Below are 16,430 nucleotides of genomic sequence, written 5' to 3' on the forward strand. Positions count from 1 at the left end.
GATCGGCTCGTGGTGCGATTCCACGGTGTGGCCGTATAGTCGGCCGGTTCCGCCGAGGGGGTGGAACGACCCGGTGTGATTCCGGGACCAAGCGGTGAGACCCCGCGTCCCCTGCGTCCGGTCATCGCCGGGCTTCCTGGGGTACGGCGTCAAAACGGGGTGTTGATTCATGTTCACTGGGCGAATCGGCGAGCTGGGTTCCATCGAACAGATCAAGGGCGACGTGCTGCGGGTGCGCGCGCCGAGGAGCGCGGACCGCGTCCGCGAAGGCGGATCAGCGTGCGTCAACGGGGTACGGCTCACCGTACGGCCGGCCGACGGCCTCCTCGAGGCGGTGCTCTCCGCGGAAACCCGTCGTCGATCGACGTTCGACACACTCGCGGCGGGGGATCTTGTCAATATCGAGACGCCGCTTCATGTCGGCGATCCGCTGGACGGCCACCTGGTCCAGGGCTACGTCGACGCGGTCGGCAAGGTGATCCGGGTTGACGACGAAGGCGGTGCCCACCGGATTTGGCTCCGGCCGCCGCAGCGTCTGCTGGACAGGCTGCTCGCGAAATCCCCCATCGCGGTCGACGGCGTCAGCGTGACCATCGCCGAGGTACTGCGTGACCGGATTTCGGTCGTGCTGCTTCCGATGACCCGATCGGCCACCACGCTCGGCGACCTGAAGGCCGGAGACCGGGTGAACTTGGAGCTCGACCTGGTCGGCCGTTTGGTGGAGAAGGCCCCTCTTTCACCGGTGGGCAAAGCATTGCCTCAGCTGCCGTGGGCTGGTCATGTCGACGGACGTGCCGGCGTGGAGAAGGTACTGCGCCAGCTCGCCGCCGGTGGCGGTGTCATCGTCTGGGACCCGGAAACCGAGGGCGAGGGCGACGTGATCTTCGCCGGCGCCCGGCTTCGCCCCGAATCGTTCACCTTCCTGCTGACCCAGGTCTGCGGTTTTCCGGCGGTGCCATGCGCACCGGAAGTGCTGCGGCGCTTGGAGATCGCGCAGATGCCCGGCGAAGGCGACCGGCAGGGAACCGCGTGGTCGATACCGGTCGACCTGGCCGCGGGAACGGGCACCGGCGTGTCCGCTGCCGAACGCGCCGCCACTGTGAGGAAGCTGGCCGATCCGGACGCGACAGCCAAGGACTTTCTGCGCCCTGGACACGTGTTCCCGCTCGCCGCTCGGCCGGGTCTGCTCGCCGACCGGTCCGGGCACACCGAAGCGACTGTCGCATTGTGCACGGCCGCCGGCCTTCCTCCGGTCGGCGTGTGCTGCGAAGTGATGAACCCCGACGGCACGATGGCAGGCAGTGCCGACCTTGAAGTGGCGGCGCTGCGCTGGGGGATGCCCGTGGTGGATTTGGCCGACCTGAAAGCGTGGCTCTGATGACCGCCCTGACCCTCGAAGACGCCCGGAAGGGCCTCGCTTCGCAGCCGTTCAGCGTTCTGCTCGGCACCCGGGTGACCGCATTCGGCGACGGCGCGGCGGCCCTGGAACTCGACATCCGCGAAGACCTGTTGCAACAGAACGGCTATCTCCACGGCGGCGTACTCGCTTATGCCGCGGACAACGCGATCACCTTCGCCGCCGGGACGACGCTGGGACCAGCCATTCTCACCAGTGGATTCAGCATCGAATATCTGCGGCCGGCGAAAGGAATCCGGCTCGTGGCGGAGGCGCAGGTCCTGCACAGCGGCCGTCGGCAAGCCACCTGCCGCTGTGATCTCCACGTGATCAGCCAGGACGGGATCATGACGCTCAGTGCCGTGGCACAAGGGAGCGTGATGACCAGGAATCGTTCCACCCCTGATTAGGCGGCCAAGCTTTCGCGGTGTCCGACCAGGGCGGTCCCCCGGTCACATTCGGACCAGCCGGTGAGCGCGCAGCCAGGGCACCGATCCGACGCCCGGAAGCGGACGTTTCTGGCCAGGATCGCCGAACTGCCGTGAGCCGGTGCGTTCGATTCTTGGGCACAGATCAGCCCCGCGCTAAGCATGAACGAAATCGGGACCCGGACGGATTCCACGCCTGGATCACGGGACAGGCCGACCTCCGGCGCATGGGGCGTAGGGGGATTGTGCTACTGCACAGCGTGCTGCCGGCTGTCGAACCTGTCCGACCATCCGATGATTGTGCCGTGGGCGTTGATCCCGACAGTACTGCTGTCGTTGTGGCCGGGCAGCGTGCCCAGGTCGGTGATCCGGCCCGCCGGGTCCCACCGCACCGCGCGGGAATAGCCGCTCCGCAGCTCCGCCTGACCGATGATCGTACCGTCGTCATTGATCGCGTAAGCGGTGCTCTCGCCGCCGCTGAGGGTGCCCAGGTCGGTGATCCGGCCCGTCTGGTCCCACCTCGCCGCGCGGGACTCGCCAGTGGCTTCGGACGTCCTGCCGATGATCACGCCGTCAGCGTTGATTCCGACAGCACTGCTCTCGGGATGGCGGGGCGGCAAGGCGCCCAGGTCGGTGATCCGGCCCGCCGGGTCCCACCGCACCGCGTGGGAATGGCCGCCGTCCGCGGCCGCCTGGCCGATGATCGTGCCGTCGTCGTTGATCCCGACAGCGACGCTGGAGCGACCGCCGGGCAGGCTGCCCAGGTCGGTGATCCGGCCCGCTGGGTCCCACCGCACCGCGCGGGGCTGGAGTTTGGCCACGGTCGCCGTGCCGGCGATGGTGCCGTCGGCGTTGATCCCGTCAGGTGCGCTGCCGGTGTAACCGGGCAGGGTGCCCAGGTCGGTGATCCGGCCCGCCGGGTCCCACCGCACCGCGTGGTTGTCGCCGCTGGCCGTGCGCGCCCAGCCGACGATGGTGCCGTCGGCGTTGACCGCGACAGCAGTGTCCTCGGGACAGCCGGGCAGGGTGTCCAGGTCGGTGATCCGGCCCGCCGGGTCCCACCGCACCGCGTGGGAATGGCCGCCGTCCGCGGCCGCCTCGCCGATGATCGTGCCGTCGTCGTTGATCCCGACAGCGACGCTGGAGCGACCGCCGGACAGGGTTCCCAGGTCGGTGATCCGCCCCGCCGGGTCCCACCGCACCGCGTGGTTGTCGCCACTGGCCGTGCGCGCCCAGCCGACGATCGTGCCGTCATCATTGATCGCACGAGCACGGCTCTCGCCGCCGCCGAGGGTGCCCAGCTCGGTGATCCGGCCCGCCGGGTCCCACCGCACCGCGCGCCTGGGATAGGACACAGAGGGCGGCTGGCCGTTGACCGTGCCGTCGGCAGCGACAGCCCGCACCGGAACACTGACAACCAATCCTGCCGCCACCGCTGCTGCGGCCCCGATACCGAAGGTCCGCAGCCCCCATGCACGACGTCGCGGAAACAGCGCCTCCGCTCCCCATCGTCGGGGTTTCCTCACGTAATTCCTCCTCCTCACGGGAAATGCGTGACACGGCCACCACCTACTGCAGCACGCTCGGAACACGAGCACAGGGGCCACAAGAGGCACAAAGTGTCACCTGGCGCCAAGTCGCCAAGCGCCGTTCGCCTGAGCGTGAACGCGGTGGGCGAATGTCCGCGCTCCGCTCAAGCCCTGCTACTCCGCGTAATACTCCTGATCACTCGCAGAGGGCAGTATTTGCCACCTGCTCGGAGGAAGGCGGATGCACCCTGTTCGTCCACAAGTACGTGTGATGGTCGAGTTGCTTGATTCCGTCACACCGACCGGCAAGATCCTCCCCGCGCTCGTCCGAACTGCCGCGCGGGCCGCGTACTACGGCCGCACCTTGTGGCTCGACACCACTTGGCTGGGAGCCGACAGTCCGCTCGCCCGGCAGCCGGGAGGGGTGTTCGAGTTCCTCGACAATGCCATCGAGTCCGCAGCACAGTTGGAACACGGACTTTTCGCACCTGACGTCGCCTACCTGGTTCCCGTCGTCTCACTCGACGCGACAGAGGACGAGTTGCGCAGAGTGCATCTTCTGCTCGAACACAAGGATCGCGACATCGTCATCCGGCTCCCTCACCTGGGCAGGCCACCGCACGAACTCCTCAGGCGGATCGACTCGATCATGCGGTCGACCGGCACGCGCCAGGGACGCGTCCATGCGATCATCGACGCCGGCTTCGTCGAAACCGTCCGTTCGAGCCAAGCCACCGCGGCAGCCGAGACCGCCTCAGCGTTGTCAGACCTGCTCGGCCCCGCCACGACGACGCTTCTGGCCGGATCGATCCCAGCCGAACGAACCACCTACGCGACGACCGAACGTGATCGCCCAGAAGTCACCCTCTGGAACGAGGTGCGTCACGCTCACGCGAACGACGTCAACTACGGCGACTATGGCGTGACGCATCCAAGACCACCGAAATCCGACGGCAACGCAAGAACCCCTGACCCGTACCTCTGCTACACGGTGCCGGGGAAGACCGTGATGCTGCGCCGCGAAGTCGAAAAGGACGACGTTCCCGCCGATCGATTCACAGATCTGGTCGAGGAACTGGTCGAAAGAAACGACTTCGCCGGGCCGGACTACTCGTGGGGAGACCATGAATTGACGCGATGCCGGCGCATCGGCGGGAAGACCGCCGGCTCGGTGCCTCGCTGGGTCGCCATGGCCACCTCGCACCACCTCGAACACGTGGCGCGGAGAACAGCCACCGACCTCTGACTCGACGTGTCGACGTCAACGGCACGGTTCGTCTTCGGGAGCCACCGTCGGCCGCCCTCAAGCAGTGGCGGCGGGATCGTGGATCCAGCAAAGCTCCCCCGTCGCCGGAAACTCCCCCAGCGCCTTGACCTCGCAGGCAAGCCGCGAGAGAACCTCGTCCTTCGATCCCGGCCACGCCACGAAGTCGCGATCCTCGCCCACCAGGTCGCCGGGGACCGCGCCTCGGTCGATCAGAGCGCTGACCACCGAGAGCAGTGCCGCGGTCGTCTCCGTGAACGTCGCGCCTTCGCCCACCTTCGCCGCTGCCATGGCGACTACGACCGAGAGGCCGACCCGGTCTTCTCGCGCGTAGCGGAGCAGGGACTCCAAGCCCTCTTCATCGGACATGTTCACCCCCCTGGGCCATGAGCCCATCAGCGAAAAGCGATGCCGTACTGCTCTCGCGGACGACAAGGCCCCCGAAACGTGTGCTCTACGACGCCTCGCCGGATCTCGAGCAGACGCCGGTCGCCGGCGGGCGGCCGGACCATGCGCTCGTACTCGGTCTGTTCCGCGTACCACCAGCAGGCCTCGGGGACGCGGTCGTCGAACGTGATGCTGACGTTCAATCCTCCGGTCACCTTGCCCTCACCGTCGACGACACCCGGCGCGATCCCGTGATGGTCGACGTCGACGTTGATCCACTGTCTCTCCTCGTCGAGATCGTCCTCGCACACAAGGGAAACGAACTCGTGCCGTTCTCCTTTGCGCAGTGGCTTCGGGAAGCGCAGGTCCACGGCATCCGGCGAAGTCTCGACGCGGCAACCGAAGATCGCTTTGACCGGAACCGACTCCGGATCGCCGGTCCACCCGGCCGGAGCCCGCGCCACGTAACCGTCGACGCCGTCCTCGCAGGCGACGACGGTTCGCACCGCCAGCCGGCGATATGCCCTGCCGCGCCGCATTTCCACGTCCACCAGCAGGCGTTCCACGAACACGGGCTGCGGCAGGCGGACGGACGCCCGAGGCTCCGGGAACCGGCTTGGCGGCCCCACCCTTGACGACAAGAAACTCCTCCTGACCGTGAAAGATCAGAACCGGCGAAGGCTTTCACCGGTCGTCGCGCGCCCCAAGGTGTACTAGTACACCACATCCGACGGGTTCGACAAATGGCCGTCGTAACGTTCGATCACCCCGGCCCGAACCACTTCGCGATGCCGTACTACGGATATGGTCCCGGTACCGCGGCCGCCATCGGCGGCCATCTGCTCGCGCCCGGGTTCCCCCGGTACAGCGGATACGGCGAGGTCACCGAGCCTGATTGGCGTCCCCCACCGGTCCGCGTGGTCCGTCCGGGTGACCGGGCCGCGCGCCCGATCCGCCGGGCGGTCTGGTCGTTTTGGAGCATCCCGTACCGGAGGCAGCACGGCAGACATTGGCCCAGCGATTTCTTCCACGCGTTGTCCTGGATCCTGTCGTTCCGCCTCGCGTCCCGCCTCTTCCCCACGACTGCGTTGGTGACCGACGACTGGGGACACGAACTTCTCGTAGACCGGCTGCGACTGCCGTTCGACGACATCTCCCTGTCGTTGAACGGACTCGCCGGGCAGAACCCGTCGTGGTGGGCGCTCGGGAAGCTGCACGCGTACCGGGAGCAGCGCGAACCGTTCCTGCACATCGACAACGACGTGTTCCTCTGGCGAGGGTTCCCGGCCGAAGGGCTCGACGGGGAGATCGTCGCGCAGAATCCCGAGCACGCACCGGCTTCCGATGCCGGCTACTACCGGCCGTCGGCCGTCGCCGCGGCGATCCGGAGCATCGGCGGTTTCCTGCCGAAGGAATTCGGCGACTACATCGGGGACGCCGCCCTCTGCACCGGAGTTATCGGCGGCACGGCGATTCCCCTGCTCCGCCACTACGCCGATCTCGCCATCCGCATGGTGGAGTCGGCCGAGAATCAGACGGCCTGGCGACGGCTCGCGCCGCTCGAGGATTACAACCTGGTTGTCGAGCAGTACCTTCTCGGCGCGGTGTGCTGGGGCGGCGGCACCACGGACGTGCAGTGCGTCTTCGGTTCGCAGCACGACACATTCCGCGAAGACATCGCCGTCGCCCAGAAATTCACGCATCTCATCGCGTCCGCGAAAAGCGATCTCCGCTACATGCACTGGCTGACGGAGCGAGTGAGAAACCATTTCCCCGCCGACTTCGAGATCGCTCGACGACTATTCGGCGATCAGTAACGAAAGAGCGACGAATACAACCTCCCCGGTGTCCGGGACGTCTCTCCGGAACCAACTCTCCAGCAGGAGGTCGTCGCCATGGCCATCAACCTCCGGCGCGTGCTCGGGGCGCTCGCCGTCACCGCCCTCATGCTGACCGGCGCCATCGCCGCGGTCGCGCCCGCTTCGGTCGCGGCACAGACGATCCCCACGATGACGGGGATCCGCACCGGTCAAAACCCCGGATTCGACCGGATCGTGCTCGACCTGACCGCCGGCCCCCCTCCCACTGTCCGGTACGACCTCGTCGACGAATTGATCGCCGACGGCTCGGGTGAGATCGTCTGGCTGACCGGGGAATTCTTCATCGCGGTCACCGCGACCCCGGCGGCCGCGCACGACGACGCCGGGAATCCCACCTATCCCGGTCCGCAGAAGTTCCGGACCCGGAATCTGCGCAATGTCATGGCGGTCGCGGTCACCGGCGACTACGAGGGCACCTTGTCCATCGGTCTCGGCGTCCGGTCCAGGACACCGGTCACCGTGTTCACCCTGACGTCGCCGAACCGCGTCGTCATCGATGTCCGTCATTGATCACGAGCGGGAGTCCGTGAAAGCTTTTCGATCGCCGCACGACTTCCGGTGAGCAAAATCCATTTCGGATTCCCGCGGTGAAAATCCCGGCCTGCCCCAAGGGGCGATTTTTCGGAAAATCAGGTATCTGCCGCCCGGGACAGCGTTCCTTCCTTCCGTCAGCATCACCGCCGCCGCGAAGGAGAACCTCATGCCGACCCCACGCAATCCCGATACCCCGTCCTTGGGCCCGGGTGGCGACAACCTCGAAGCGGGCCCGGGCAGTTCGGGCCTGGGAAGCTTCTCGAACAGCGAAATCGGCGAACTGGTGACCCGGGCCGCCGAAACCATGGCCGCGTCCGGTGAGGACGCCGAGCGCAATTACCAGCGGAGCCTCGACCGGCTTCGCGAGCAGGCGGACGACGTCGTCCCGGCACTCGGAGCGCAGTACGACGCCTTGTCCGAGGACCAGTACCTGGAGCGGTGGGGCCTGGTCCAGCTGCTCACCGACCTGCGGCATGCCGCCGCCGTTCCGGTGCTCGAAAACGTGCTACGCCGGCCGATCCCGCCGGAGCGTTCCGACGACCCCGCACACGGGATCAGCACCGTCGGCGAAGAGGTGATCATCCGCACCACCGCCGTGGAAGCGTTGGCGCGCTTGGCATCCGCCGGGGACAACACGGCCAAGGAACTACTGCTGCGGCAGGTCCGGCACGAGGTGTTCACGGTACGGCGCGCGGCGGTCCAGGCCATCGCCGAGACCGGGGACACCGAACTCACCGCCCAGGTGCGCGAGGCGCTCAGCGGCACCGGGGACGAACGTTTGCTGAACATCCGGCGGGTCGACGTCCGCGGTGTCCCGCAGGCGGTCGGCGGCCGGTACGTGAAGGACTCGCGGACCGACGACGTGCCCCCGCCGGAGCCCCCGCGCTCCTGAACCGAACGAATTCCTTCTACAGACAGGTGATCTCCGATGGCCACTTGCAGCTACACCGTGCCCGACAAGAACGTGACCGGGGACAATTTCTACGGCGCCTCGATCTGCAATCAGACCTACATCGACTACTTCTGGAACACCTACGGTTTCGCGGGCAACAAGGACTACTGGGACGACGGCTTCGGCTGGGAAGACGCGTGCAACACCGACAAGCCGCTGGCCCGGACGTTCAACGCGTGCTACCTCCTGACCTATTCGGCACAGGACTACCAGAACGACGCCTATTCCGGGGCGATGCTGAACTGGGCGCGCCGCTACGTCCGCGACAACTGCGACGACCTCCGCTCGCTCTGCGGCGACGGAAGTGCCATCGCGCGATCGTTCAAAGGGGCGTTCGTCGACGACCGGATCGAGTTGTACCTGGGCTTCTGGTACTCCAAGGACGTTCCCGGCCGCGCCGAGACGCTGATCCACGAATCACGGCACCAGGGCGGGAAGCCGCACAACGCGAACTTCCCGGCGGGTTCGGTGTTCGGTGCCGGCAAGAGCGGGGCCGACTCCACCTGGGGCTACGAGGGCGCTTGGATGTACGGCGCGCTCTACCTGTGGTGGTTCTACGCCCAGGGCGCCCGCACGACGTCGGCGTTGCGTGAACGGGCCCGCCAGCGCGGGAATCTCGTGATCGACAACGCCTTCGCGACCCACCCCGGTTTCAACATCTGAGCCGCGACCGACAGGCCCTCTCGCACTGCAGGCGAGAGGGCTCTGCCACGGAATACCTCCGATGACTTGAGCCATGTCCCGCTCATCGGGGCTTGACCATCGAGATCTCTGCCGCAATCATCGGATCTCTCGGTAACCATGCCTTGGATGAGAGCGGATGGTCATGAGAGTTCGAGCGCATCGCACCGCCTGGCTCGCCGTTGTTCTCGCCGTGCTGGCGGGTCTGCTCACCACGACGGCGGCGAGCGCGGAGGTGCACCATCCCCGCCAGCAGTGGCTGCGCGAGGCCACCGCGGGCCTCTTCCTCCACTGGGGCATGTTCACCGCTCCGCGCCATACCGATTGTGCCGCTTGGGAACGCGCCGTCACCGACGGCGGCTGGAGCGCGGACTACTGGGTGGACGAGGCCCGCAAGCTCGGCGCCTCCTACATCGTGCTCGCCACCTTCCACAGCAGGCTGGGCTACGCGCGGCCGTGGCCGTCGGCGATCCCGGGCAGTTGCTCCACGCGTCGCGACCTCCTCGGCGAACTCGTCAAAGCAGGCAACGCGAAGGGCGTCCGGACGATCCTCTACATGACCGACGATCCCCAGTGGCACAAGGAGACCGGTGTCGAGTCACTGGATTCCGCCGCGTACTCCGCCTACAAGGGCAAGCAGGTCGACCTGGCCACTCGCCCCGGCTTCGGCGAGTACAGCTACGACCTCTTCCACGAGGTCATGGACCGTTACGCGGACCTCGCCGGGTTCTGGATCGACAACGACAACGAGTACTGGGAGAAGAACAGGCTCTACGAACAGATCCGCGAGAAACGGCCGTCCTGGTTGCTGAGCAACAACAACGAGGACACCCCGATCATGGACACCGTCAGCAACGAACAGAAGACCGGCATCACACCGCCGTACGACTACCCGCAGGCCGCCTTCACCCCGATGCCGAGGCTCACCGAAGCCGACTACAAACTGCCGACCAACGGTGGCTGGTGGTACGACGGCACCGATCAGGCCGTCGACTTCCGGTTGTCCACCGGGCGTTACATCACCAACGCGGGTTCGTCGATGAAGTCGCTGATGGCCGAAACCCCGATGGTGAACGGGAAGTTCCCGCCGCAACAGGAGGCGTACAACAACTTCATGGCGAGCTGGGTGCCGCCGATCAGGTCCGCCGCCCTGCAAGGCAAGGAGGGCGGTGGCTACATGTACGGCGGGATGCAACCCGGCTTCTGGAACGACGGCGCGCACGGCGTCATCACCGTCGAGCCCGGCGCCGGGACGCAGTACCTTCACGTCGTCACCCGGCCGCGCACCGATCTGCTCCGCTTGCGCGACAACGGGTACAAGGTGACCAGGGTGTCCGACGTGCGCACCGGGAAACCGCTGCGGTTCAGTCAATCCGGCGGGTATCTGACCATTGTGGACATCAAGGACTGGGACACCTACGACACGGTGTTCAAGGTGGAAACGGCCGGGCAACGGTACTTCCACGACTCCCGCACGATCAGGGCGACCGCTTCGTCCTCACGCGCGGGACATCCGGCGTCGAATCTGGTCGACGGGAACTTCGAGAACTACTGGGACGCCGATGGCAAGGAACCGGTCTCGCTGACCTTGGACCTCGGCAGGCGGCGGACCGCGGCCTACCTCGCGGTGAATCAGCGTGAGATGTCGCCGACACACGCGCGCGAGTCGTTCGGCAGGCCGGAGGACTCGTCCCGGATCCAGGACTATCGCGTCTACGTCAGCGACGACGGGCGGAACTGGGGCGAGCCGGTCCACACCGGCGCGATGCCGAGCGCCCGCGGCGTGCAGTTCATCGATTTCGGCGAACGGCAGACCCGGTTCATCAAACTCGAGGTGCTGAACACCTGGTCCGGTCCGCAGGCGAAACCTTTCTACAAGCAGCTGGCGATCGACGAGATCAAGGTGGCCTACGGCTACCCGAGTTCGGTCCTGGGCGCGCAGGTTCCGCTGGAAGCCGAGTCCTTCCGCAACGACCACGACGGTCGCGCCCGCCTCGGCCACTGCTCGTCCTGCTCCGGATCGTTCCAGGTCACCGGACTCGGCGGCGGTCAGCGCAACTCGGTCACCTATCCGAACGTGATGGCCGCCGAAGCCGGAAGTCATCGGCTTCAGCTCGACACCACGGGCGGCCCCGCGACGTCGGTGGCCGTGAGCGTCAACGGCGGTGCCCCCGTCGAGACCGCGATCGACGCCGGAACACCGGGAGTCGTGGCTTCGACGGCGATCCCCGTCACGCTGAACGCCGGCGCCAACACCGTCAAGGTGTTCAGCACCGCGGCCTCGGGGCCGGGTCTCGACCGGATCGCGATCGCTCCCCTGCCGCCGTCGTCCTACACGCCGAAAACGACACTGACCGTCGAACCGGGCGGCATCCAATGGCTCTCGCCGGGACAGCAGTCCCTTCAGGTGACCGCGAAGCTGCGGCTCGACGCCGACGACGCGATCGGGAAGGTCAGGCTCGCACCGGTCGTCCCGGCGGGCTGGACCTTGCGGGGTGCTCCGGCCACGGCGTCGTCCATGCGGGTCGGGAACGAGCTCGAAGCCTCCTGGACCCTGGTCTCCCCCGAAGGCGTCACCGCGGCCGACATCCCGGTCACCGCGTCGTTCGACCTGCTCGGCCGGGCGAAATCGGTGAGCAAACCGGTGCGGGTGAGCCCACGACCGGCGGACCGGGTCTTCATGCGGGAGGCCGAAGACTCGGCGAACGACGTCGGCGACGCGGGTGTCACGAACTGCGGGGTGTGCTCGGGTGGTCAGAAGGTCCGCAACATCGGCGGCGACCCGGACTCGTTCGTGCGGTTCGACGACGTCACCGTGCCCGAGGCCAGGCGCTACACCCTCTACATCGACTTCACCGTCAACGGACCGCGCTCGTACTTCGTCACGGTCAACGGCGGCGCGCCGATCGAGGTGAAGGTCGACGGTGCCGGTAACAACACCCAGCTCACGACGTCTTTGCCGGTCGAGCTGAAGGCGGGGGCGAACACGATCGAACTGCACAACGACCACGCGTCCGCCCCGGATCTCGATCGGCTGTCACTGGGGTGAGGGACCGGCTTGACCCTCTCCCCGGGAGAGGGTTCAGGCTGATCCCATGACGACCTTGATGCCGATCGGGGTGTTCGCGCACGCCACCAGGCTGTCGGTCCGCGCGCTGCGGAACTACGACCGGATCGGGCTGCTGGTACCCGCCCGGATCGACCCCGGCACCGGGTACCGCCGGTATTCGCTCGAACAGTTCGCCCGCGCGGGCCTGATCCGGCGGCTGCGGGAGCTGGAGGTGCCGCTGGCGGAGATCGCCGAGATCCTGGACGCGGGCGACCCGGACGAAGTGAAGGCCGCGATCAAACGGCATCACGACCGGGTGGCGGCGCGGGCCGCGGAACTCGCGGCGATCAGCGAGGGGCTCGACTCGGTGCTCGCCGAACCGACGCGATGGCTGCACGTCTACGAACGCGTGCGTGCGCCTCAGCCGATCGCCCGGCTGTCGATCCGGACACCGCTGAGCGGCCTGGCCGAACTGATCGGTCCCGCGTACGCGCGGCTGTTCGCGGCGCTCGACGCGCAAGGGGTCGCGCCGTCCGGACCACCCGGAACCCGTTATCTCACCGAAGATCCCGACGAGTTGACCGTCGAACTGTTCGTCCCGGTGGACGGGCGGGTGCGGGACGACGGCGAGATCGGCTCCGCCGAACTTCCCGGTGGCCTGCTCGTTGCGACGATCCACGAGGGTGGCTACGAAGCCGTGGAGACCGCGTACCGATCACTCGGCCGTTGGATCGCCGAACGCGACCGCGTCCCGGCGGGGCCCGCCGAGGAGCTGTACCTGGTGGCGCCCGGACCACCGGTCGCGCCCGAGGCCTACCGCACCGAAATCGCCTGGCCGGTGACCTCGTGATCCTCGACGGAATCAAGACCTCGGGCGGGGAGCACTGCGAGACCAGCACGCTCGACGTCCTCCTGCGACACGCCAGGATCGAACTGTCCGAGCCGATGCTGTTCGGACTCGGCGAAGGGCTGGGCTTCATCTACTGGGACGGGAAGAACCTGCCGTTCCCTTTCCTCGGCGGACGCAGCAAACCCGGTGAGATCACGCGGAGACTGACCGAGCGGCTCGGACTGCCCCTGCGGGTCAAGGAAACGTCGTCGGCGCGCACCGCGTGGCGGAACGTGGTCGAGGAGATCGACGCCGGTGCGCCGGTCGGACTGCAACTCGACTCGTACCACCTGGAGTACTTCACATCGAAAGTCCACTTTGGAGGGCACTTCGTCGCCCTGTACGGCTACGACGACGACAGAGCCTTCCTCGTCGACACGGCACAGCAGGGTGGCTCCGTATCGACATCGCTGGAGAGCCTGGAACGCGCCCGCGGGGAGAAAGGCCCCATGACCGCGAAGAACCGCTCGTTCACTATCGTTGCGGATGCGCCTCTTGAGCCGCTTTCGGGCGCCATCCGGGCGGCCGTGCGGGCCAACGCGGCGGAGTTCCTCAATCCGCCCATCGCGAACCTCGGGTATCGCGGCATCGGCAAGGCCGCCGTCCAGGTACGGAAATGGCTGGACCGCAGCAGTGATCCGGCTCGCGACCTGCCGCAGGCCGCCGTCCTGATGGAACGGGCAGGGACCGGCGGTGCGCTCTTCCGCCGGATCTACCGCGACTTCCTCGAAGAATGCACGACCCTCGTCGACGACGCCGGTCTCCTCACCGCCCACGAGAAATACTGCGAAATCACTCCACTGTGGACAGAGGTCGCGCGATTGATCACACAGGCGGGCGAAACCGGCGACGCCCGGCACTTGACCGACGCGTCCGCCGTCCTGTCCGAGCTGGCTCAGCGCGAACAGGAGGCGATGACGGCGCTCGCGACGGTTCAGCTCCGCCGTTCGTAAGGCAGCTTCTTCCCCGCTTTTGCCGCGAACGGCAGATCGCTACCCGCCGGCGGCAACGGGCACGTGGCGAAATCGGTGAACGCGCACGGCGGATTCGTCGCGCGGGTGAAATCGAGGACGACCGACCCGTCCTCGGCAGGCGCGGGCACGGCGAGCGACCGGTTCGCCGCGTAGGTCGTGACGCCGCTCGTGGCGTCGGTGAGCAGGCCGTCCTTCTTTCCGTTGAACGCGGTGAGCGTGCGTTCCACGCCGTCGTGCTTGAAGCGCGACCGCCTTTGCGTTTAGCCGACTACTTGCGCCATGCCTTCTTTGCGTGGTCGTCGCGTGGCGCCCAGACCACCCGTCAGTGGTAAATGCGCCGTTTCATTGTTGCGTAAAATTACGAACACGCGTTCGATTTGGTCGGGTATTCTGGAGAGGTGTCCGAGACCTTTCTTCCCGAGTTGCCGCAGGAGTTGTGGCGTGCCGGCAAGCTGGAGCTTGCCCATGGCGTGCAGCAGTCTTTGCGGGTGATCAGGACGGCCACCGCCGGGTTGGGGCAGTTTCTGGCGGAGATCGAGTCTCGGGGCGCGAAAGACTTGTACGGCTATGGCAGTACGGCCAATTGGTTCGCGGATGTGGCGGGGTTGTCGCTTGGGGAGGCGCGGCCGGTGGTGAAGCGGGCGATCGCGTTGAACCCGACCCGGGCGTTGGATGGGACCGAGGTTCCCGCTGCGGCGCCCGCGACCGCCGCGGTGGCCGCGGAGGGGTTGGTCGGGGACGAGCGGATCGACCAGATCCTGGAGATCCTGACGAAGCTCCCGGCCGAGACCTCGGCCGAGGATCGGGCGAGTGCGGAGAAAATCCTGGCTGATCTGGCCCGGGATGCGGGTCCCCGGCAGTTAGCGGAAGCCGAAGCGAATCTGCTGGCGTGGCTGGACCCGGACGGCAACGAACCCAAGGAACCTGAGCCCAAGGAACCGCGCCGGGAGGTCACTCTGGAACGCCGCAAAGACGGCTTCTGGAAACTGAACGGCTTGCTTGACGATGAGGCGGGTGCCCGGACGGCGGCTGCGCTTGAGGCGTATGCGACGCCACGCCCAGTCGATGAGTTCGGGCAGGCCGATCTGCGGATGAAATCCGAACGCCTGGGGGATGCGTGGGTAGACCTCCTGGACCTGGCGATCGCCTGCCCCGACCAACCCGGAACGAGTGGCTACCGCACGTTGGTGCACGTCACCATCGGGCTGGAGGAGCTGAAATCCGGCCTCGGCACCGCCTGCCTCGACTTCGTCGGCACGATGACCGCCCGCGAAGCCCGGCTCGCGGCATGCGACTGCCTGATGCTGCCGGTCGTGATGAGCGCCGCGGGTGAGCCGCTGGACGTGGGACGGATCAGACGGTTCGTCACGCCCGGCCAGCGACGCGCGCTGAACATCCGGGACGGCGGCTGCGCGTTCCCCGGCTGCCACCGGAAACCCAAGCACTGCCACGCCCACCACATTCAGCACTGGGTAGACGGAGGCCCGACGGATCTCCGCAACCTGGTGCTGCTGTGCGGGTTTCATCACCGCCTAATCCATCACGGCGACTGGGAAGTTCGCATGGCCGCCGACGGACTACCGGAGTTCATCCCACCTCAGTACCGGGATCCGCTCCGAAGACCCCGCCGCAACACCCTCCACCACGTCTGACCCCCGAGGAGCCCGCCAGCCACACCGGCGACGGGCCCCTCGGGGTGCCCGAAACTGTTCAGTACCGGCGAAAAACCCAAGATCGACTACGCCATTCGGGCGTATTCGTACGGGAGCCCTCGTTCACCCTGAAAGCCCGGAGCAAGATCGGCCGTTCCGGACTTGGGAGGGGACGGAACGCATCATGGTGAATCAACCACGTGGTCCGGACGGCCGTTGGATCAAATACAAGTACGGTGCGGGCGCGCTGGCCACAGCGGGAGTGGTCGTGGCCGCCACCAACGGCATAGGCGGAGGCACTGCCGCCTCCCTGGATTCCACTGCGAACCAAGCCCTCAAAGGCAAAAGCTCCAGCAAGAAATCCGCACAGAAGGGTCGCCATTCCGAAGCATGGCAACGCTTGGGCTGGCGCCAGCTCAAGAAGACCGCCAAACGGGAACTCAAATGCGGACCGCATTCCTTCGGTGAAGTCCAGCGCTTCTTTCTGCGCCATCCCTGTGTCGATCTCGATCGCATGATGGTCACCGTCGACGACGGCGCCGGCAACACCATCGCCGTGTCCGTCGCGTGGGTGAAGATGCCGAAGGCGAGTGAGGCGAGCGACCTGAAGCGGCTCATCGACAAGGACGACACCGGCAACGTCGCGCTCTTCGGCGAGGTACAGCCCGGCAGCCGCTTCACCGGCGAGAACTACGACTCCCGCCTGGCCAGGAAGCTGGTCGTGATCGCCGAGTCCGCTCCCGTCGGCGGACGGCCGAGTGAAGCGACGTTGGAGACCGCGGTCGAAATCGCCGTCGAGTTCCCCGCACCTTGAT

The 16,430-nt window shown here is 67.0% G+C and carries 15 protein-coding genes and 1 pseudogene; 12 read left to right on the plus strand and 4 right to left on the minus strand.

Features of this window, described 5'->3' with window-relative positions:
- Nucleotides 1-169 precede the first annotated feature (169 nt).
- Both H074_RS00650 and H074_RS00655 read left to right on the plus strand, forming a co-directional pair.
- Nucleotides 170-1,378: a 3,4-dihydroxy-2-butanone-4-phosphate synthase gene (locus H074_RS00650; RefSeq protein WP_007028076.1), complete on the plus strand. Its 1,209-nt coding sequence runs from the start codon at nt 170-172 to the stop codon at nt 1,376-1,378.
- Nucleotides 1,378-1,806: a PaaI family thioesterase gene (locus H074_RS00655; protein ID WP_007028077.1), complete on the plus strand. Its 429-nt coding sequence runs from the start codon at nt 1,378-1,380 to the stop codon at nt 1,804-1,806. Before H074_RS00650 ends, H074_RS00655 begins: the two co-directional genes overlap by 1 nt.
- 266 nt (nt 1,807-2,072) lie before the next feature.
- On the opposite strand, the gene H074_RS00660 is transcribed toward H074_RS00655, so the two are convergent.
- A complete protein-coding gene (locus tag H074_RS00660) occupies nt 2,073-3,227 on the minus strand; it encodes an HAF repeat-containing protein (protein WP_007028078.1) in 1,155 nt (384 codons plus the stop codon).
- Between the two features lie 397 nt (nt 3,228-3,624).
- Between H074_RS00660 and H074_RS38655 the strand changes: the two genes are divergently transcribed.
- Nucleotides 3,625-4,599 carry a beta family protein gene (locus H074_RS38655; RefSeq protein ID WP_007028079.1) on the plus strand — a complete coding sequence of 325 codons (975 nt, stop codon included), beginning with the start codon at nt 3,625-3,627 and terminating at the stop codon, nt 4,597-4,599.
- A gap of 57 nt (nt 4,600-4,656) precedes the next feature.
- Here the strand turns inward: H074_RS38655 and H074_RS00670 are convergent, their stop codons facing one another.
- Both H074_RS00670 and H074_RS00675 read right to left on the minus strand, forming a co-directional pair.
- Nucleotides 4,657-4,986, minus strand: a complete 330-nt coding sequence (locus tag H074_RS00670; protein ID WP_007028080.1) for a hypothetical protein — start codon at nt 4,984-4,986, stop codon at nt 4,657-4,659.
- 26 nt (nt 4,987-5,012) lie between these two features.
- The gene (locus H074_RS00675) at nt 5,013-5,645 is read right to left on the minus strand and encodes a hypothetical protein (RefSeq protein WP_235096628.1); all 633 of its coding nucleotides are present in this window, start codon (nt 5,643-5,645) and stop codon (nt 5,013-5,015) included.
- Nucleotides 5,646-5,747: 102 nt separating this feature from the next.
- Here H074_RS00675 and H074_RS00680 point away from each other — a divergent pair, with 102 nt between their 5' ends.
- From H074_RS00680 to H074_RS00710, 7 genes are all read left to right on the plus strand, one after another.
- A complete protein-coding gene (locus H074_RS00680; RefSeq protein ID WP_007028082.1) occupies nt 5,748-6,821 on the plus strand; it encodes a DUF6734 family protein in 1,074 nt (357 codons plus the stop codon).
- Nucleotides 6,822-6,899: 78 nt separating this feature from the next.
- A complete protein-coding gene (locus tag H074_RS00685) occupies nt 6,900-7,394 on the plus strand; it encodes an AMIN-like domain-containing (lipo)protein (RefSeq protein WP_007028083.1) in 495 nt (164 codons plus the stop codon).
- A 190-nt stretch (nt 7,395-7,584) separates the two neighbouring features.
- Nucleotides 7,585-8,310, plus strand: coding sequence for a HEAT repeat domain-containing protein (locus tag H074_RS00690; RefSeq protein WP_007028084.1), 726 nt, complete (start codon nt 7,585-7,587; stop codon nt 8,308-8,310).
- A 36-nt stretch (nt 8,311-8,346) separates the two neighbouring features.
- Nucleotides 8,347-9,033 carry a hypothetical protein gene (locus H074_RS00695; RefSeq protein WP_007028085.1) on the plus strand — a complete coding sequence of 229 codons (687 nt, stop codon included), beginning with the start codon at nt 8,347-8,349 and terminating at the stop codon, nt 9,031-9,033.
- A 157-nt stretch (nt 9,034-9,190) separates the two neighbouring features.
- A complete protein-coding gene (locus H074_RS00700; protein ID WP_007028086.1) occupies nt 9,191-12,100 on the plus strand; it encodes an alpha-L-fucosidase in 2,910 nt (969 codons plus the stop codon).
- A gap of 46 nt (nt 12,101-12,146) precedes the next feature.
- Nucleotides 12,147-12,950 (plus strand): MerR family transcriptional regulator, encoded by an 804-nt coding sequence (locus H074_RS00705; protein WP_007028087.1) that lies wholly within the window; start codon nt 12,147-12,149, stop codon nt 12,948-12,950.
- The gene (locus H074_RS00710) at nt 12,947-13,942 is read left to right on the plus strand and encodes a BtrH N-terminal domain-containing protein (RefSeq protein WP_007028088.1); all 996 of its coding nucleotides are present in this window, start codon (nt 12,947-12,949) and stop codon (nt 13,940-13,942) included. Before H074_RS00705 ends, H074_RS00710 begins: the two co-directional genes overlap by 4 nt.
- On the opposite strand, the pseudogene H074_RS00715 reads toward H074_RS00710, so the two are convergent.
- A pseudogene (locus H074_RS00715) lies at nt 13,924-14,208 on the minus strand (DUF1684 domain-containing protein); the annotation flags it as partial. The gene H074_RS00710 and the pseudogene H074_RS00715 overlap by 19 nt on opposite strands.
- Nucleotides 14,209-14,361: 153 nt before the next feature.
- Between H074_RS00715 and H074_RS00720 the strand changes: the two are divergent.
- Together H074_RS00720 and H074_RS00725 are read left to right on the plus strand one after the other, a co-directional pair.
- On the plus strand, nt 14,362-15,615 hold the full coding sequence (locus H074_RS00720) for an HNH endonuclease signature motif containing protein (RefSeq protein ID WP_007028090.1): 1,254 nt from the start codon (nt 14,362-14,364) through the stop codon (nt 15,613-15,615).
- A gap of 400 nt (nt 15,616-16,015) precedes the next feature.
- On the plus strand, nt 16,016-16,429 hold the full coding sequence (locus H074_RS00725) for a hypothetical protein (protein WP_007028091.1): 414 nt from the start codon (nt 16,016-16,018) through the stop codon (nt 16,427-16,429).
- The last annotated feature ends 1 nt before the right edge of the window (nt 16,430 follow it).

It is taken from the genome of Amycolatopsis decaplanina DSM 44594 (genome assembly GCF_000342005.1).
In the GTDB taxonomy this organism is placed as follows: domain Bacteria; phylum Actinomycetota; class Actinomycetes; order Mycobacteriales; family Pseudonocardiaceae; genus Amycolatopsis; species Amycolatopsis decaplanina.